We start from the raw sequence: 18,277 nt of genomic DNA on the forward strand, positions 1-18,277 counted from the left end.
TGTAAATGACATACCACCCAAGAAAACTATCGAGGATCGTTTTATGTCAGAACTAAAAATTGGCGAAGTTTCAAAACCACGTTTCGAATTCCGAACTTTTGGTCAGGATTTCACTGAAGCTTCAACACGTATGGCACGCCTTTCTGTTCCTGTACCAGAAAAGGTTTGGCATAGGCAAAGCGATGAAATCTATATCATGTCTCGTACTAATGATCTCAATAACACCAAAATTAGAGATGGCAAAATGGATGTAAAGTCTTACGTTCAAACCGTTGATGGTTTAGAGCAGTGGGATCCTAAGTTAAAAGCTGAGTTCCCTATCAGTGCTGCACAGCTTCTAGAAGAGATCTTTCCTGCATTCATGGTTGAGCAACCAGAACTAAATAAAGAGCAATATAGCTTTGAAGAGTTTCTAGAGCTCATTAATGACCACTCAGATCTACAGGCAGTGAAAATCCACAAAGAACGTTATGGCTACATGGTGAATAACACTATTTGTGAAGTCGCAAACGTACTCGTTAACGGGGCGCGAATCGTCAGCGTGAATAGTGAGTCAACCGAGCTTGAAGACATTCAGCGTACTATCAAAGATCTCAAGTTAGAAGGTGTTGAGAACATTAATTACCTGCAAGCAATTAAGCGTGTTATCGGTATGAAAAACTTACCGCTCGCAAACTAAATAAGGGACTGAATCATGGCACAAGAAATCGAACGCAAATACCTAGTCAACAGTGATGAGTTCAAACAGCAAACTTCACGTTCAGTGCGAATTACTCAAGGCTACTTGAGCAGTGTTCCAGAAAGAACGGTAAGAGTACGCGTCAAAGGAAACAAAGGCTTTTTAACCATTAAAGGTATAGGCAACGAATCGGGAGCCTCTCGATATGAGTGGGAAAGTGAGATTCCGCTACAAGAAGCTAAAGAGTTACTAGAAATCTGTGAGCCAGGCGTAATTGATAAAACTCGATACCTAGTCGAGCATGGAAATCACATCTTCGAAGTTGATGAGTTTTACCAGAGCAACCAAGGTCTCACTGTCGCAGAAGTCGAGCTAACAGAAGAAACAGAAACGGTTAATAAGCCAAGCTGGTTAGGTGAAGAAGTTACCGGGGATCCCCGCTACTATAATTCAATGCTAATGAAGCAGCCTTATACCACTTGGTAAGTGATAATCACATGCTGTCGCTATCGATCGTAGACCAATACCACTTAAATATAAAAGTGGAAATCGATGCCCAAATAAAAAGCGCCAAGGTACAAGTTTATTACTTTTACCCAGCTCCTTTAAGCGATCATAGCGACATATTTTCTCCCACTTTTTTTTACCAAAACCTACTGCAAAAACAATCACTGGTTCGAGCTAAGCCAATCAGTATTGAAACCATTAAAAACGACCTGTTACTCTTGAGGCAATATGCTTATGCCAAGGCGCAAGATAACGCAAAGAAATATGTCACTGCACTATCTAACTTTGTAATTGGAATCAACCAAATACTCCTCAAATTACAGCCAGAGCAACTCACTGTCGTTGCAGAGCTAATAGAGTCATTTCAAGGTATTCATGACAACGAAAGTCAGCTAACTCACCATAAATTATATCTACTTGCTAACCACCAATTAATCTATTACTTCAATCAAGCTTTATTAAAGAGTAAATCTCAAAAAACTAAGGCTGAGCGGGCCTATATCGACCCGTTGCTCACCAAGATTAATCAATATGCTGACACCCACAATTTAAAGCTAACAAGTCGTAGCGATGATGACAGAGAAAAGTTACTACGACGCTTACATATGGGGCGACGTATCATTAATACTCCTTATAAAGTGAGGCGAAAGAAGCTCAAAGGTGGAGCGGTTGCTGAGCAGCTTATTTTTGGATTCGCTGCGGCTTTAGCTATGGCATTTGCCACTGGCGTTGCTTTTGCAACCCAAAAAGCATTTGGCAATTTTTCAACGCCCTTTTTTATCTCTTTAGTACTTTCATATATTTTTAAAGACCGCATAAAAGAACTAGGGCGTAACTATTTAATGGAAAAGTTTTTCTCCCACTTTTTCCAACATCATTATCGCTTTCATGCCAATGATGGCACTCGACTTATTGATATCAAAGAAACCTATTACCGACAACAACAGCAACAGTTGAGTAAATCGATTATCGCGATTCTCAAGCGTGTTAACCATTCGGAAAGAGATCGACTGGATGTCGCTTTTGTTCATCAGCGAAGCTACTTCTCCCAAGCAACAAATAACAAACATAAAAAGTTTTTAGATGAACTGACAATCAACCTAAGCAAATCCTTACGACTCCTACCTAAGGTTATTAGCCCGCACTGGTATGAAAGTGAGTCTCAAATCAAGCAAACTAAAGTCCATAAAGTACACACCATACATCTGGTGATAGTGCTACAGCATAACGGTGAAACACACCACTACCACTATAAACTTTACGTTAGCCGAAAAGGAATGCACAGAATCGAAAATAAAACTTAAAACCAATTACTTATCAAAATAAAAAGGTGAAAAGCAAGTGTATAACCAATGATGTAGCGCTCACTGCAGCATTAAGCTATGACCAGATAAAAACATATCAATCCAGACTAGATACAGCACTTTCTCTACTCTTAGAAAAATACAACATAAAGCCAACATAGCCACACACAACCACCAACACCTAAAAAACAACAAATCCAAACAAGCTGTACGATTTAGTTGCAATTAGTTGACATTGATCATGTTTTTATTCACACACAAAGCATATTCTTAACACATCAAGTTTTAACAATGTTGAACACCAAGCGAATACAATAAGAAGTTACAGAAGGAAGAGTATTATGAACAATAACAAGATGTTTCCAGACTCACCTATTGCGCTAGCAATTTCCGCATCGCTCTTATGTTTTTCATCTGCTGTTATGGCATCTGAAACAGATAAAGTTATGGAACTTGAAGAGCGACTAAACGCACTTGAAATGGAGTTAATTGAGGCAAAAGATGCTGCAAATCAAGTTGACCGCGTAAAGTTCTCTAAAGATTCACCAAGCCCTGAACTTATCTCAAAAGATGGTCGCTCTACCATGGAGTTTAAAGCACGTATTCAAGCTGACTACGTAAAAGCTGATGGCTTATATGATATTGATGGTGAGTATAATGATAAGTTCACCGATGCCAGCATTCGTCGTTTACGCTTTGGTATTGAAGGCTATTTCTCTAATGTTTGGGAATATGAGCTAGAGTTTGATTTTGACGGACTCACCGAAGTCGAAGTAAAAGATGCAAACGTAGTCTATAAAGGTTGGGACGATTCAAGCCTTAAACTTGGTTTTCAAAAGTTTGCATTTGGTATGGAAGCTACTGGTAGCTCAGCCCACCTCGCCTTCTTAGAACGCGCCGCTACTGATGTATTTGCACCAGACCGTGCACTTGGTGTTCAGTGGCGCTATGTAGGCAACAATTATAATTTGCATGTAGGCTACGGCATCACTACTGAAAATGAGTTTTTCTCTACCGAAGATCAAAGTCATTCTGAGATGAATGTTTTCAATGCACGCTTCACAATGGCACCGATTGACCGTAATGGGCACCTACTTCACATTGGTGCAAGTGGGCTCTACATTGACTTAAATGATGATGCAGAAAAAGCCTTACGCTATCGTGCTCGTCCTAATACTAAGCCGACCGAACGCATCATTAATACTGGCAAGATCAAATCTCAATCGGGTACTCACTATGGTGCCGAGCTCGCTTACCAGTACCGCAATTTCCTATTCCAATCTGAATATGTAGGTGCATCGGTTGACCAAACTACAGATCCAAAAGCCAATGTAGATGCTTACTATGCTCAAGCCGTTTATACCATTACTGGTGAACAATGGCGCTACAGTGGCAAAAAAGGCACCTTCAAGACTCCCTCTCCTTCAAACCCTATTTCTACTGGTGGCTGGGGCGCCTGGGAAGTTGCAGCAAGATATGATCTCGCAAACTTTGATGACGTTGATGCCGGTATCGAAGGCGGTAAAAAAACTGACTACGTTATTGGATTAAACTGGTATTTAGAAGATAACTTAAAGGCACAATTGAACTATGTATACACTCAGGCCGACTACGTAGCGCCATATACTGATATCAACGGAGTAGAGCAGTACGACCAAGACGCCAATATTTTCCAAGCTCGCCTACAGTTTGCATTTTAAAGGGAGGAACAGTAATGAGAAATAATTTACTACTGATTGGTGCAATTAACTTATGCCTTAGCGGCAGTGCCTACGCTCTATCACCGGATGCATTTACATCACTGGAGTACCACGTTAATACCGGAGTGGGTAAAACATTACCCTACGGAGCCAATAAGCAAACGGAAGCGTTTAAAAAAACATTTAGTTTTGTTGATTTAGATGATGATATCTCCGTTAAGTTAGTGACTTACATTGATACCCCAGACCGAGCTTTTAAGGCTGATAACATACAAATACGAGTCAGAGAGCATGTAACTAAACCTCGTAAGAGTAAGATTACAGTCAAATTAAGAGCACCAAATCCTGAAGCGTTCGGTGATGTGAGTAACTACAAGAAAGCTGAAATCGACTTTACCAAGGACAAGTCAGCTTACAGTGTTAGCTATGATATTCCTTACTCTCCCGCTGATATTGATGTAAAAAATGTCGACATGGATGCCGTGTTTAAAGTGTTAAAAAGAAACGCTACAGCATGGGAAATTGTTGAGCCTATCTATCAAGAGCATAAGCAACAATTAAAGCAGACTTTAGTGATGAGAACTCACGGCTGGGAAGGCAACTTAAAAGATCCTCGCTTTGATAATTTGGAAATCGATTTCCAATTGTGGACTCCTTATTATCGCAATCCAAGAGTCACTTTCACTGAGTTTTCATTTAAGGGTCACTCAAGTGATAAAACACACCTTGAAGAAGCTTATAACTACCTCTCAGAGGAGGTTAATAAGGTTAGCTTGCCAAGTGAGAATCAAGGCTCCAAGACAACTGCAACCTTTAAGATGTCAAAAGGGTTTAACTAAACCCTAAATCAGGCCAGATACGACTATACCGCTCCCATAGTGGTATCTGGTCTCCCCCTCGCATCACCTACAAAGCCCTCTAACAACAATAAGGAGATACCATGTTTGGTTTTTCTCGGCTCACTTCGCTTCTTTCCCAGAGCGAATCCACAGAAACTAAAGTTTATCTCTTTTTCGACCAAGTAACTTTGTCACATCATAAATCCATGCAGATGTGGAAAAACTACTTAACCTATGGCCCTAAAAGTGTTGAATTTGAAACCGCATTAGCAGAACTTCAAAGCATTGAACACCATGCAGATCTGCTAAAAAGAGAAATAGAACAAACTCTATATCGCAAAACACTTATCCCAGATTTACGATCTGATGTCGCATCCTTGATTGATTTAACCGACCGCCTCATCAACAAACAAGAAACCATCGGCTTACACCTAAGAATTGAACAACCTCATATTCCTTATGAGATAGAAAAAGAGCTGCTTCGTTTTCTCGCCATCGTAGGTGAAACCATAGATCACACATTGTTGTGCGCTAAGAGTTTTTTCACCGATCTACAACGAGTGCAGGAGTACCATACCAAAGTCATTGCGTTCGAAAGTGAAGCCGATCGTTTGTGCACGCGAACCAAAGTACTGCTATTTGAAACAGAGCAGCCTTTAGTCAACAAGATACAGCTACGTTATTTCTGTGATCGCATAGATCAAGTAGCTAATTTGGCCGAAGATATCAGCGACCGTATTGCGATCTACACGCTTAAACGTGTGCAATAGGAGTTAAAAGCTATGGATATCGCAATATGGATTTTTCTCTCTAGTGGTTTATTTCTCGGGTGGTCTCTAGGCGCCAATGATGCCGCCAACGTATTTGGCACTGCCGTTGGTTCAAAGATGGTCAAGTTCTCAACGGCGGCCGTTATCTGCTCGGTGATGGTTATTCTCGGTGCGGTGATAAGTGGAGCCGGAGCCTCACATACGCTAGGTGCCTTGGGCAAAGTATCGGCTCTTGGCGGCGCATTTACCGTGGCACTCTCTGCAGCAACCACTGTTTATTTTATGACAAAGTCTGGTTTGCCGGTATCAACGGGGCAAGCAATAGTCGGTGCCATTATCGGTTGGAACTTGTTTAGCGGTATGAAAACAGACCCTGACACGCTGACAAAAATTTTAAGTACATGGGTGCTATGCCCAATACTCGCCGCCATCACGGCAGTTATTCTTTTCAAGTGCGTATCGGTCGCTATCAAACACATCCGCCCAGGACTCTTCCAATTAGACAACTGGACCCGTATCGGCCTAATTGTCGCTGGCGCCTTCGGTTCATATAGCTTAGGAGCAAACAATATTGCCAATGTGATGGGGGTATTTGTATTGAGCACCCCTATCGATCCAATGGAGCTATTTGGCATCTCATTTAGCCCCGCGATGCAGCTATTCTTTATTGGTGCGGTCGCTATCAGCATAGGTGTATTTACTTACTCGAAGAAAGTCATGCTTACCGTCGGTGATAACCTGATTGCAATGACCCCTATCACCGCCTGGGTTGTGGTTATGGCTCACTCTATCGTACTGTTTATTTTCTCATCACAAAGCTTATCAAACGCTTTTGTCAGCATAGGTTTACCCGCTATCCCCCTAGTGCCAGTGTCTAGCTCTCAAGCGGTTATCGGTGCTGTTATTGGTATCGCGCTTCTAAAACGTTTACCCATTCAGTGGAAGGTGCTTCTAAAAATTATTGTGGGCTGGATGATTACCCCTGTCATGTCAGCAATCGCATGCTTTATCGGATTATTCATTATTCAAAACCTATTCAATCAGGTTGTCGTATAGCTTTGAGCGGCAACGATGATATAGAGAGCAGCAAGAGGGCTTATGAAGTTACGTCTTAGATTCAACATACTCCTCATACCAATGGTGGCAATTGGTTTCATCGCAATCGCCTTTACAACGATTAATATAAGTCTTAACGCCTTAGAACAAGCGTCAACAAACGCCATAAAGAGTAACAGTGCATTACTGCAAAAAAATATCGAAACATGGATAAATAGTCAGTTAGCGACGATAAATGCGCTATCAAATAGCCCATTTATCTCTATGGCACTCAACGAGCCTTCACTTCGCCAAGCAGCCTCTGAACATTTACAAGCCATAGCCGACCAAGTTGGTGCTCGTAACGTCGCACTGCTGGATGAGCAACATATTGCTATTGCCGCGAGCAACCCTAAACGATTAGGTAAAAGTTATTCAAAAATGAGTTACATAGGCCTAGCCTATCAAAATAACCAAGCGGTCATATCTGACCCCGTAAAAAGTCGTGTTGATGGCAAGTTATTAGTCACCATTGCGGTAAAAGTTGCTGCTAACGGCTTACTTTTTATGAGCGTTCCACTAGATAACTTCTATCGAGATCATGTGGATATTGGAAAAATAGACAGTAACAGCAACTCGTTTATTTTATCTCGCGAATGCCAATTCATCGCACATAGAGCAATTAGCTCTCTAGTAGAAAGTCAGCATAATTTGGAGGACTTATGCCAAACCAACAATCAACTCATCGAGTTTACAGAGCAAGGAGAGAGTTACTTAGGCTGGGTAAAACAGGATCCCGTTAGCGGCTGGAAAGTGATTAGCTCAGTGAAAGAACAAGCAATTAAAGCTAACCAAAACCAGTTAGTCGTCACAAGCAGTATTGTTGCTATAGTCGCTATTATCATTATTTCGCTATTAATTTTTAAACTAGTCAACCTGATAACCCAAGGTCTAGGTACAGTTTCCACAGCCATTACCGATCTTTCAGTGGGAGACATTGAGGTAAGCCATTTAGATAGTAGCGCTTGGCTGAAGTTACTCCATAGAAAAGATGAATTGGGTCATATTGCTAATGCGCTTTCTAAGCTAATCGATAATCAACGCCAGCAAGTTAATACCGCAGAAACCATCGCCCGTGGCGACCTATCTTGCCAAGTCACATTAGCCGGTGACAAAGATCTGCTCGGACACGCATTAACCAAAATGCTCAACCACCTTTCTACGCTTGTGCACTCTGTGAAAACTTGCTCAGATGCGATTCAGCAAACCTCTACTGCGCTAAACGCAGATGGCACTTTGTTGTCAAAAGGCTCAGGCCATCAGCTAAGCCTAGTTTCATCTATGAGCTCAGCACTCCATGAAATTGAAAGCCAAACCCAAATCACCGCTGGATCTTCAGAGAGCATGAATACGCAAGGAGCCGAGACCCTTAAGCAAGCGAATGCAGGCCATGAACAGATGCAATCACTGCTTTGCTCACTCGAAAGCATTAATCATTCAGGCAGTGAAATCGCCAGTATCATGAATGAAATCACCAATATCGCCGAGCAGACTAACTTAATCGCCCTCAATGCAGCGATTGAGGCTGCACGAGCTGGAGAGTTTGGCCGAGGTTTCTCTGTGGTCGCAGATGAAGTTCGTAGCCTAGCTAACCGCACAGCAACGGCAGCTTCCAAAACCATAAAACTGGTCGATAACTCGCTAGATAAAATGTCACAAGGAAATGATATTGCAGAAAAAACAGAAGCCAAATTTGATCATATTATGAGGCAGATTAACGACTCAACCAAGCAACTCGCTTCTATCGCCTTAGGCAGTAAAGAACAAGCCGATGCCACCTCTGAACTCACTCACAACCTCGCCAAGATAGAAGGGGTTAGCCTAGATTTAACAAAAATTTCAGATAAGGTTGCCGCGCAATCATCACAGCTAAACCAACTAAGTAAACATCTCACAGATGACTGTAAAAAATTTACTCTGTGAGATTATCAGCCTCTAATGAACAGTTATAGCAAACCATACTTTTAAGCTTAAGCGGCGTGTGCTGCAGGCTCAAGCTCGGCAAGCCAGCAGGCATAATCCGCCTGCTTGGGAATACGTTTATCTGAGTGGCCCATCAACTGCGCTAATGCGTAGCTAAATTGATAGTACAGGCTTGCATCATCATACTGTTTGCCAGCATCGTCACAGTTAATTAAGGCGCCGCGTAGATAGTTAGCCACTAACTCGGCACGGTTAAAGCCTTCAACTACGCCTACAGCCTTGATTAAGTCATTATTCCACTGAATATACTCACCATAAACCTGCTCAAAAGCAGCGCGATTATCATCGGTTACCTGAGCAAGCAACTCAGGGTTCGGCATCACCCGGGAAATGATAAACCTGTCGTATAACAGCTCATCCCTTAAGCCCCAGCAATGATGCATCAAGAAGCGCGTTAAACAGTCACTATATTGGCTGTTATCCACAACCGCGCGTTCAAGACGCTTGCGGTAGTGAGCTGTCGCCACAGCCACAACTAAATCTGCCTCTGAGGGAAAATGATTGTAGATGGTGCCTTTAGAGATCTGGCTAGCCTCTACTAGATGAGAGCGCCGCAAATCAAAGCTCTTATGCCCTCGTAAACAACGCTCGGCGATATCGGTTAAGTAGCTTTCTCGTTGCTGCCAGTTACTCATGTCGACCTCTTCACAAATCTAACAATCAATTGAAATTCAGTTCACATTCATAAAGTAGCAGCCTAGGCGCTGAGGGGGTATTGAGTAATACTGATACCACTATGAATAAACTCAATAGCCCATGTTAAAAATCGAACTATTAGAGAGCTTCATTGCGGTCGTCGAGTGTGGCAACTTATCTAAAGCTGCCGAAAAACTATGCCGAACACAATCAACTATAAGCTTGCAAATCAAGAAGCTAGAGGAAAGTGTTGGCCAGCCTTTGTTGTTAAGAGACAACAAAGGGGTCACCATGACCGAGTCTGGAAAGACGCTACTCAACTACGCCTATAAGATGCTGCAACTCAGTTCTCAAGCTATTGACGAGCTAAAAGATTGTCAAAACCGTGAAGTCATACGACTCGGGGTACCGACTGACTACATCAATCGTTACCTTGGCAGTTGCCTGTTAGAGTTTATTCGTGAATTTACCTGTATCGAATTAGTCATAGATACCGACGTCAGTGGCAATCTCTATAAACGGCTTCACAACGGTGAGTTTGATGTCATTGTCGCGACCCATTGGCAGGCTCCAGCAGCTGGTCACGGCGAGTTACTGTTTGAGCGCCGCTTTCATTGGGTGGCAGCTAAAGGTGGCAGCGCCCATAAACGCGAAACTGTGCCTATGGCGCTATATCCTGAAAACTGTCCAATCCGTGCCCAAGTCTTTGCTAATCACCAGATCTCAATGCGCCCCATGAGTGTTCTACTATCGACACCTTCACCCGCAGCCATGTGTATGGCGGTGGAGAATGATCTGGTGATCGCCCCGATTGCCGAATTTCGTATCAGCGATAAGATGCAGATCATCGATCCAATTGAACACAATATTCCGCCGCTTCCCACCTTCAACGAGTCACTGTATCTCAACCCAGAAACTCAAACGGAAGCGACTAATCAGCTGATCAACTTGATTAAAGCCAATGCGCTGGAACTGGGTGAAGTACCCCAAGTATATCTACAGGGCTAAATGAACTTTTAATGCGCAAACAAAAATGCCAACCCTATGGTTGGCATTTTGCTATCGAATTTCAACCTAAGTAACACTCACTAGAAATAGTAAGCTAAGTTGATATTGAAGCGATGATCCCAATCATCATCAGTTTGAGCTAAGCCCAAGCTGTTACCGCCAAGCCAAAGCACGTTCTTCGCCATGTAGTGATCCACATACACAAAGACGGGACCATAAGATAATGACACACCTGTGGAATTAAGTATGGAATCGTCAAATGCTTCAAAATCTGGCTGCACCATACTGAAATCGTTATACAGAGTTAAGTTGCCCCAAGAGGTAGCGATACTTTTAGACAGATTAGCGGTATAGATATTGCCTTTACTCGCAACCTCATAGAAGCCATCAAGCATGCCCATACCTATCTTATTCGGATCGATTTTGCCGTCATCATATTGGTCAAAATCAAATGCTAAATACTGGGCTTGGAAACCCCATCCGTCATAATTCATATCAAGATGCACAGCATAATTTAACGTGTCACCGCTTTCACCAAACTCAGAGTTATACAGCTGACCATACTCAATTGAAGCACCGATAATCGTAGTTAAATCACCGCTGTTAAGGGTAAAACTTTGACGACCAGCAAAGGTGTTAGTCTCTTCGTTGTTATAGGTGATATCACCTACGGTTCCCTTAGCCACAGTGCCAGCAAAATCCCTATGGTCAGTGGTGCCATAAACGGCATTTTTAATGAATGCGACTTCGGTTAAAGAGCTGCCATTTTGATATTGAGCGCTCACGCCAAGACCGTAATCATCCTCAAAGCCCATATAGTAGTTTAGGCTGTACCACCAGCTATGAGACGCGTAGCCCTTATTACCAAAGGGTTTACTTATCGCACCACCGCTGATTGTTAAGTCTTCATTGGCATCCCAATAAGCATAACCATATTTTAAGTGATCATAACCATCATAAAATCGATATTCGGCTTTAACCCCAATATCATTCCATTTATCTGAAAACGTAATAGATAATAAATTAAAATCAAAATCCCCAAGTTTATCTTTTGATGACTCTGAATAGTCACTATAACTATAATTAGCCCTCACCGAACCACCAATTTCTAAATCATCGGCAATAACAGGCTGACTCGCTATAGTAATAAAGACTGACAGCGGTAATACTAGATTCAACTTTTTCATTAGATACATCCCTTCCAACTTAAAATTAAATATAAATCGCACTAATAACTTATGCACTTGCTCTTGCTCTTGCTCTTCGAATATTAATGCAACTTATATATTATTATATTTATATGCGGTAGCTATTCCCTACCGCTTATATCAAAATTACCATTTCAGCTTAGTAAGATCGCACTGGATCACTTCTCCCCGCTTAGCAGGGGTACCAGGATTTTTAGCCGATTCACATAATAAGGTGGTGCCATAATCATTGCGTTTATCATGGGCATTACTTCTTGCCCAAACTGAGACAATTGCGCGCTCCTCAGGATTGGCTTCACAACTGCCATCGACGTCAAATGCGTGAATCGTATTTTGGTGGAAATAGATTAATGGATCTTGCTCACGACTTCCCGACAGCCACATAGTCTGCGAATTGTGCTGGCCTTCATCAAATTGGACACGACGGATCTTATCGTCCTCTTTAACAGTTTTAACCAGTGGTGAGTCTTCACGTATAGCCATTGTTTTAAACTGATTAGTACACGCAGGTATACGCATGTTGTAGTACATTTCAGAGATCGCATGGTTATGGAACGGATACAGGGTATCCACCGACTGTACAGTCATACCGACCTCAGCTCCGACCTTATCACCATTGATCTCATCAATACGCAACAAGCCCCAATGACCGAAGATCTCGGCATAGGCATAACCACCACGAATATTGTTGAAGTTCTTATCGTTACGCTTGCTCTCTTCGGCGTACATAGGGAACCAACCTGCCGCAGCCCAAAGGTTTGGCAGTGAGTTGGCACTAATGTCATAGGGGAAAACGGCTGGCATTTTCACTTCATCGCCAGTCACCATCTTATAAAAGTTTTTAGTAAAGCTTTTGCCGTACTGCTTCACCTGCTTGTCACTTACTTTCTGATCAAAAAATTCTTCAAATGTGGTGCGCTTAAAATGTTGAGCAACCGGAGAGTTCTTGGTTAGCTCGCCACCGGGATTATAAATCCAACTCACATCTTCACGCGCACCGAAACATTTCTTTGCTTCATCGGCATTATTGAGCACCTGATAGATATTTTTAACCATCAACTTCATGTCGCGTCGGTCCATCACACACATATGTTGGCCGCCTTCGGTTGAGTCCACCATCGCGCTATCAGAGTTTAAGCAACCACTAGCCTGATCGTTCGTCAATGCCGCGGCGTAGGCCTCAAGGTAGTTTAGGGTTTCATCCCATAAGATATCGACATACTTTTGGTCTTTATCACTATATTGAGGAGAATCACCTAAACACTGAAATTGTGCATTATTAATATCATTCTTATCGAGAAAATCAGGAATATCTGCGGCCACAACACTATTTGATAAAAGTAATGTAGCTAACATGACTTTACTATTCATATATCACCATCTTGATTAATTTATAATTTTAAACTCAAGCTAATAATATATTTGGAACGATTTCCAAAAATGGAATGAACACAAACTTTACCCATACAATGCGATTACTCGTCACATAAACAGAACAAAGTTAAATAATTAAATACGGCGTAATTCATTTAACAAAAAAGCCCTGCAGTTTCATTGCAGGGCTATACATATATTTAAACAATTTGCAGGGAGTTCAAAATATATAAAAAGGACCATAATTAAGGGAGTTATGGTCCGTACTCATTATTTAGTGTGGTTGAGATGAAACCACACTAAATATAATTGAGTTAATGTTACTTCTTAAATTTATCAAACTTAAACGTATGACAGTTGCTACATAGTGGTTGCTTAGTACCATGTTCGCTATGGCATTCTTGGCAAGGAAGCTCTTTGCCATAGTGCAAGTTGTTATGTGGATTCTGCCACTTATCTTCTTCACTACGTGCAGTTTGCTCTGCTAAATCATCAACATCATGACACTGTAAACAAGCCTGATCCGATGGGAACTGCTTAATGCCATTGTCATGACATGTTTTACAATCTTTTCCGATCACTTCTTTATGGTGGTCACGTATTTCTACAGCTTGTGCAGACAAGGTTAGTAGGCAACCAAAGGTTAGCGCTAATATCGCTTTTAATTTACTCATCGCTCATTCCTCTTATTATCTGGCAAATTTAGGCTTTCATGACACTGCGTGCAGCAGTCATACCCATCACCATGCATTCAGGAATTGAGCAACTACCTAAACGGCTCACACCATGAATACCACCACACACTTCACCGGCTGCATATAGGCCAGGAATTGACTGCCCCGTGAAGCTGTCTTTCACTTCGGCCTTAGTGTTGACCTGCACACCACCTTGGCAATAGTGTACTTTTGGCCATAAGCGAACCACGGTAAATGGTGCTTCAATGTACTTGTCTTTCGCCTTAGTCATGTTCTTGCCAAACTGCTTGTCATCACCGGTCTTAACGTACTCGTTGTACTCAGCAATTTGTGCCTTAAGCGGCGCTAATGGCACATCAAAATGCTTAGCCAATTCTTCAACAGAGTCGAACTTCCAACCTACGTTGTACTTGATCACTTTCTTGGTATTTGGATGCTTCTTAGAATCCTTGTAGCTGGTGATCAAGATAGGAGGCAATGCGTTACCTTTCTCGTCACGGCAAGCAAGCTCTGCATCGGCGCGAGTCTTACGGTCAGCAATTTCGTTCATGAAACGCTTACCCGTTAAACGGTTAACAGCCATTGAATGCGGGAAATTGTAGATTGAGTAGTTAGACACATAACCAAACCCACCTTCATCTGGCGACGCCCAAGGACCTGACTGGATGTGTGCTAGATGCACTGGAATAGCCCCTAAGCGGAACATCTCGTACATACCTTCACCCGTTGCACCCGGTGCGTTAGTACAACCTACTTCAGATGTCAGTGTCGGATCTTGCGCCATACGCAGATCAATGTTTTGCGCAAAACCACCTGTAGCCATAATCACGCCACGTTTAGCGCGGATATTAATCACTTCGCCTGGTTGCTCTTCACCGAAATGATAGTTCTGACGCATTTTCACGCCAACCACTTCGCCTTTATCACCCACTAAGAAACCTTCGAACTTAGCGCGGTTATGGGTATGAACGCCTAACTTACGGCACTCATGCAATAGAGGCTGAGTGATACCCGCACCACAGCTCACTGTTGTTTGGTAGGTACGTGCAACTGAGTGACCACCTAACTGCTGTAGGTATGGGTGATATTCAGAACCTGCATCTAATGTCATCTGCAATGCTTCTACCGCATGCTCGGCAACATGGCGAAGTAGCGCTTCATCGGCAATACCACGACCAGATTTAAGCTGGTCGTTAACCATACGATCAACAGAGTCCTGTACACCTTCTTGCTTCTGCATTGGCGTACCAGGGGCTGCAAATAGGCCACCATTGATTGCTGAGTTACCGCCAAAATATGACATCTTCTCGAAGATATGCACGTCTTTTGCGCCTTTACGCGTCGCTTCAATCGCCGCCGCTAATCCCGCAAAACCCGAACCGATAATTAGGACTTCTACTTCTTTGTCCCATTTTACGCCATCCGCTTTCTCAGAAACGGCCAATGCTGGTGCAGCCATTGCTACGCCTGCTGCAGCTCCGAATCCTTTAATGAAATTACGGCGTCCTAGCAGATCTTTATTACTCATCTGTCATCACCCTATTAGTTTTATTAGACGCAATAATCATAGGGCTGGAATTGATTCCAAAACGGGAGTTACACAAGGGTTTATTTAAAACAATAAAATAACATCACCAAACTCAAAGCTAGATCCAATGTTTAGGTTTTTTACTACTTTAGGAGTATTCTGGAACCAGTTCCAAACGCTGACAGATAGCAAACTATCAAGCATCAACACCAATACACCTCTGACTTAACACTGTTTTATTTGATTTATTCAATTAACCAGAAAATACAAACGAGATGACATACAAGGCTCCTTGTCGACACTGCACCTAAAGGTTAACCCTTTGTAAAAAACAGATTATTAAACAACCTCAGCACAATGTTTCCTTGCTCAAAATAAAGTGCAGTGTTATTGGATAATATTTTCGGCTTACAGACTTCTATGCCATCATTACGTCTTAAACACGATTTACTCTGTCATTACCCTGAGGTTAGCAAGTAAAGGACATTATGGAATTAGAAGAGATCTATCGCCAAGATCTAAGCCTGTTGATCGCGCTACAGATCTTGGTCGAAGAGCGTAGTGTCACCCAAGCGGCTAAGCGTTTGCACCTAAGCCAATCGGCCACTAGCCGTATTCTTGCGCGCCTTCGGGAGATGCTCGATGATCCGCTGTTTTCTCGTGTTGGTCAGCAGCTCGTGCCGACCTCGTTCGCACTTGAGTGCTACCAGCAGTTGCGTCAACCCACGGGGCAGTTGATTGAGCTATTAACTCCCAAGGCGTTTGTGCCCGAAGAGTGTCAGCAACAGTTTTCAATCGCCGTAACCGATTATGCTATGCAGGCGTTAATCCCTTTTATTCTGCCTATCATTTACCAACAAGCACCACAGATCCGACTTGAGATTGTGCCGGTACAGCAAAAAGAGTTACAGGCACAGCTCAGTGTAAAAGGGGCCGATATGGCCATCTGCCGCGCCATTGGACAAACCGGAAATTTACAGCAGACCTTTCTCGGCAAGGTGGGAGTCAGCTGCTTACTGTCACCCAATCATCCGCTGGCGAATAGCGATATCACCCTAGAAGATTATCTGCACTACCCCCATGCAACAATTGCCATTAGCGACGGGGTGAAGGCGTTGCTCGATGATGCCATTAGCCAGTATCCGCCACGCACCGAGCTACTAAGAACCCCACACTTAGATACTGCGCTGGCACTGCAGTCGGTTAATCCGCTGATTATTACCCTGCCGGAAGGCATGGCTGAAATGGCCGCGCAGCGACATAAACTGAAAGTGAAACCGCTGCCCTTTAAGCTTCAAAGCTTAGATTACAACCTGTTTTGGCATTCTCGCTGCGATCAAGACAAAGCACAAAGGTGGCTACGTGAAGAGATAGCAAATGCGATCAAAGAATTGTTGTCACAGACGCCGCAAAACCTGTAATGAATTAGGTTTTCCTAAAACCTAGGCCCTAGGACGCTTCGCTGTGAGGACGGACTACGCCCTGCTAGGAACAGCAAAGACTAAAACAGTACCTTTGCCGCTTCTTAGCTTTTTCGGCTTTTCCATCTTTTCCGTAAGCGCAGCGTTCCGTAAGGCCGCAGGCCGTTCGTCTCAGCTTTAAAAGAAGGTCCTAGATCCTAGGACGCAGCGCTCCGAGGGCGGGCTACGCCCTGCTAGGAACAGCAAAGACTAAAACAGTACCTTTGCCGCTTCTTAGCTTTTTCGGCTTTTCCACCTTTTCCGTAAGCGCAGCGTTCCGTAAGGCCGCAGGCCGTTCGTCTCAGCTTTAAAAGAAGGTCCTAGATCCTAGGGCGCTTCGCTGCGAGAGCGGACTACGCCCTACTAGGAACAGCAAAGACCAAAAGCACCACCCTTGCCGCTTTTTCGGCTTTTCCGGCTTTGCTTTCCCTAAAACCTAGGACCTTTCTTAGCTTTTCCTAGCACCTGCTTATAGCTGTACTAATACTCGTCCTGTGACTTGGCCTTTGATGATGCGCTGTGCAAATTCAGGCACCTGCTCGAGCGAAATCGTCTCACAAGCATCTTCAAAGTAGCTAGCAGGCAGTAAATTCAGTACCGCTTCCCATGCTGCTTGACGCTTCTCAAATGGGCAAGCAACCGAGTCAACGCCTAGAAGGTTCACGCCGCGTAGGATAAATGGCATCACAGTTGTTGGCAGTGCAAAGCCGCCCGCCAAACCACAGATTGCAGCTGCGCCGCCGTAATTCATCTGCGCCAGCGCAGTAGCCAATACCTTGTTACCAACGGTATCAACCACACCAGCCCAGCGCTGCTTTTCTAACGGACGCGCATCGACTTCAAGTTCACTGCGGTCGATCACTTCGCTGGCACCAAGTTTCGTCAGTAGTGCACCGTTTTGCTCGACGCGACCAGAGCTTGCCACCACGCGATAACCTAACTGCGCTAGCAAGGTCACCGCAACAGAGCCCACGCCACCACTGGCACCAGTGACTAATACATCACCGTCTTCAGGCTTAATTCCCGCTTGTTGCAGCGCTTGTACACACAACATCGCAGTTAAACCAGCAGTACCAATCTGCATCGCTTTAGCGGCGTCACAATTAGCTGGCATTGGCACCAGCCAATCGGCTTTAACACGTGCTCTTTCGGCTAGACCACCCCAGTGGTTCTCACCTACGCCCCAACCGGTAAGGATAACCTTGTCACCCGCCTTATAACGCTCGTCACTTGACTCAAGCACTGTACCCGCAAAATCGATGCCCGGAACCATAGGGAAGTTACGGATAATTTTGCCGACACCGGTAACCGCTAAACCATCTTTGTAGTTCAGAGATGAACATGAAACATCTACCAACACTTCGCCTTCAGGCAAGTCCGCCTCGGTGATTTGGCGAACATTCGCCAGTGTTTTCTTTTCTTCTTGGGTCAAAACAAGTGCGTTAAACATGACAAGTTCCTATTTAAACTGATGAGAGAATCATAGGCCAT

At 43.5% G+C, this 18,277-nt stretch carries 16 protein-coding genes; 10 read left to right on the forward strand and 6 right to left on the reverse strand.

The window, feature by feature from the left end; genetic code table 11:
* Positions 1 to 43 precede the first annotated feature (43 nt).
* The 8 genes from JMA39_RS15755 (at position 44) to JMA39_RS15790 (ending at position 8,817) form a co-directional block, all read left to right on the forward strand.
* Positions 44 to 679 (forward strand): hypothetical protein, encoded by a 636-nt coding sequence (locus JMA39_RS15755; RefSeq protein WP_202722809.1) that lies wholly within the window; start codon positions 44 to 46, stop codon positions 677 to 679.
* Positions 680 to 694: 15 nt separating this feature from the next.
* Positions 695 to 1,165 (forward strand): CYTH domain-containing protein, encoded by a 471-nt coding sequence (locus JMA39_RS15760; RefSeq protein WP_202722810.1) that lies wholly within the window; start codon positions 695 to 697, stop codon positions 1,163 to 1,165.
* Between the two features lie 11 nt (positions 1,166 to 1,176).
* The gene (locus tag JMA39_RS15765; RefSeq protein ID WP_202722811.1) at positions 1,177 to 2,490 is read left to right on the forward strand and encodes a hypothetical protein; all 1,314 of its coding nucleotides are present in this window, start codon (positions 1,177 to 1,179) and stop codon (positions 2,488 to 2,490) included.
* A 341-nt stretch (positions 2,491 to 2,831) separates the two neighbouring features.
* Complete coding sequence (locus JMA39_RS15770) at positions 2,832 to 4,190, forward strand: OprO/OprP family phosphate-selective porin (RefSeq protein ID WP_202722812.1); 1,359 nt, start codon at positions 2,832 to 2,834, stop codon at positions 4,188 to 4,190.
* Positions 4,191 to 4,204: 14 nt separating this feature from the next.
* Entirely contained in the window at positions 4,205 to 5,029 is an 825-nt protein-coding gene (locus JMA39_RS15775; protein WP_202722813.1) for a hypothetical protein, read from the forward strand.
* Between the two features lie 101 nt (positions 5,030 to 5,130).
* On the forward strand, positions 5,131 to 5,799 hold the full coding sequence (locus tag JMA39_RS15780) for a DUF47 domain-containing protein (protein ID WP_202722814.1): 669 nt from the start codon (positions 5,131 to 5,133) through the stop codon (positions 5,797 to 5,799).
* Positions 5,800 to 5,811: 12 nt separating this feature from the next.
* Entirely contained in the window at positions 5,812 to 6,855 is a 1,044-nt protein-coding gene (locus tag JMA39_RS15785) for an inorganic phosphate transporter (RefSeq protein WP_202722815.1), read from the forward strand.
* 42 nt (positions 6,856 to 6,897) lie between these two features.
* Positions 6,898 to 8,817, forward strand: coding sequence for a methyl-accepting chemotaxis protein (locus tag JMA39_RS15790; RefSeq protein WP_202722816.1), 1,920 nt, complete (start codon positions 6,898 to 6,900; stop codon positions 8,815 to 8,817).
* Between the two features lie 47 nt (positions 8,818 to 8,864).
* Here the strand turns inward: JMA39_RS15790 and JMA39_RS15795 are convergent, their stop codons facing one another.
* The gene (locus JMA39_RS15795) at positions 8,865 to 9,512 is read right to left on the reverse strand and encodes a TetR/AcrR family transcriptional regulator (RefSeq protein WP_202722817.1); all 648 of its coding nucleotides are present in this window, start codon (positions 9,510 to 9,512) and stop codon (positions 8,865 to 8,867) included.
* Positions 9,513 to 9,633: 121 nt separating this feature from the next.
* On the opposite strand from JMA39_RS15795, the gene JMA39_RS15800 reads away from it, so the two are divergent.
* Positions 9,634 to 10,521: a LysR family transcriptional regulator gene (locus tag JMA39_RS15800; protein WP_202722818.1), complete on the forward strand. Its 888-nt coding sequence runs from the start codon at positions 9,634 to 9,636 to the stop codon at positions 10,519 to 10,521.
* An 80-nt stretch (positions 10,522 to 10,601) separates the two neighbouring features.
* Here the strand turns inward: JMA39_RS15800 and JMA39_RS15805 are convergent, their stop codons facing one another.
* From JMA39_RS15805 to JMA39_RS15820, 4 genes are all read right to left on the reverse strand, one after another.
* Positions 10,602 to 11,708, reverse strand: a complete 1,107-nt coding sequence (locus JMA39_RS15805; RefSeq protein ID WP_202722819.1) for a hypothetical protein — start codon at positions 11,706 to 11,708, stop codon at positions 10,602 to 10,604.
* 147 nt (positions 11,709 to 11,855) lie between these two features.
* Positions 11,856 to 13,100 (reverse strand): cupin domain-containing protein, encoded by a 1,245-nt coding sequence (locus tag JMA39_RS15810; protein WP_202722820.1) that lies wholly within the window; start codon positions 13,098 to 13,100, stop codon positions 11,856 to 11,858.
* Positions 13,101 to 13,423: 323 nt separating this feature from the next.
* The gene (locus tag JMA39_RS15815; RefSeq protein WP_202722821.1) at positions 13,424 to 13,777 is read right to left on the reverse strand and encodes a cytochrome c3 family protein; all 354 of its coding nucleotides are present in this window, start codon (positions 13,775 to 13,777) and stop codon (positions 13,424 to 13,426) included.
* Positions 13,778 to 13,805: 28 nt separating this feature from the next.
* Complete coding sequence (locus JMA39_RS15820; RefSeq protein ID WP_202722822.1) at positions 13,806 to 15,326, reverse strand: flavocytochrome c; 1,521 nt, start codon at positions 15,324 to 15,326, stop codon at positions 13,806 to 13,808.
* A 488-nt stretch (positions 15,327 to 15,814) separates the two neighbouring features.
* Between JMA39_RS15820 and JMA39_RS15825 the strand changes: the two genes are divergently transcribed.
* The gene (locus tag JMA39_RS15825; protein WP_202722823.1) at positions 15,815 to 16,747 is read left to right on the forward strand and encodes a LysR family transcriptional regulator; all 933 of its coding nucleotides are present in this window, start codon (positions 15,815 to 15,817) and stop codon (positions 16,745 to 16,747) included.
* A gap of 508 nt (positions 16,748 to 17,255) precedes the next feature.
* Here JMA39_RS15825 and acuI read toward each other — a convergent pair.
* On the reverse strand, positions 17,256 to 18,236 hold the full coding sequence (gene acuI / locus JMA39_RS15830) for an acrylyl-CoA reductase (NADPH) (protein WP_202722824.1): 981 nt from the start codon (positions 18,234 to 18,236) through the stop codon (positions 17,256 to 17,258).
* Positions 18,237 to 18,277: the final 41 nt, after the last annotated feature.

Origin of the sequence: Shewanella schlegeliana (genome assembly GCF_016765635.1) — a bacterium.
Taxonomy (GTDB): Bacteria; Pseudomonadota; Gammaproteobacteria; order Enterobacterales; family Shewanellaceae; genus Shewanella; species Shewanella schlegeliana.

Coding starts and splice junctions, on each gene's coding strand:
- JMA39_RS15770 (WP_202722812.1), top strand. CDS start 2,832: ATGAACAATAACAAGATGTTTCCAGACTCACCTATTGCGCTAGCAATT.
- acuI (WP_202722824.1), bottom strand. CDS start 18,236: ATGTTTAACGCACTTGTTTTGACCCAAGAAGAAAAGAAAACACTGGCG.
- JMA39_RS15780 (WP_202722814.1), top strand. CDS start 5,131: ATGTTTGGTTTTTCTCGGCTCACTTCGCTTCTTTCCCAGAGCGAATCC.
- JMA39_RS15820 (WP_202722822.1), bottom strand. CDS start 15,326: ATGAGTAATAAAGATCTGCTAGGACGCCGTAATTTCATTAAAGGATTC.
- JMA39_RS15755 (WP_202722809.1), top strand. CDS start 44: ATGTCAGAACTAAAAATTGGCGAAGTTTCAAAACCACGTTTCGAATTC.
- JMA39_RS15785 (WP_202722815.1), top strand. CDS start 5,812: ATGGATATCGCAATATGGATTTTTCTCTCTAGTGGTTTATTTCTCGGG.
- JMA39_RS15760 (WP_202722810.1), top strand. CDS start 695: ATGGCACAAGAAATCGAACGCAAATACCTAGTCAACAGTGATGAGTTC.
- JMA39_RS15805 (WP_202722819.1), bottom strand. CDS start 11,708: ATGAAAAAGTTGAATCTAGTATTACCGCTGTCAGTCTTTATTACTATA.
- JMA39_RS15825 (WP_202722823.1), top strand. CDS start 15,815: ATGGAATTAGAAGAGATCTATCGCCAAGATCTAAGCCTGTTGATCGCG.
- JMA39_RS15775 (WP_202722813.1), top strand. CDS start 4,205: ATGAGAAATAATTTACTACTGATTGGTGCAATTAACTTATGCCTTAGC.
- JMA39_RS15815 (WP_202722821.1), bottom strand. CDS start 13,777: ATGAGTAAATTAAAAGCGATATTAGCGCTAACCTTTGGTTGCCTACTA.
- JMA39_RS15765 (WP_202722811.1), top strand. CDS start 1,177: ATGCTGTCGCTATCGATCGTAGACCAATACCACTTAAATATAAAAGTG.
- JMA39_RS15795 (WP_202722817.1), bottom strand. CDS start 9,512: ATGAGTAACTGGCAGCAACGAGAAAGCTACTTAACCGATATCGCCGAG.
- JMA39_RS15800 (WP_202722818.1), top strand. CDS start 9,634: ATGTTAAAAATCGAACTATTAGAGAGCTTCATTGCGGTCGTCGAGTGT.
- JMA39_RS15790 (WP_202722816.1), top strand. CDS start 6,898: ATGAAGTTACGTCTTAGATTCAACATACTCCTCATACCAATGGTGGCA.
- JMA39_RS15810 (WP_202722820.1), bottom strand. CDS start 13,100: ATGAATAGTAAAGTCATGTTAGCTACATTACTTTTATCAAATAGTGTT.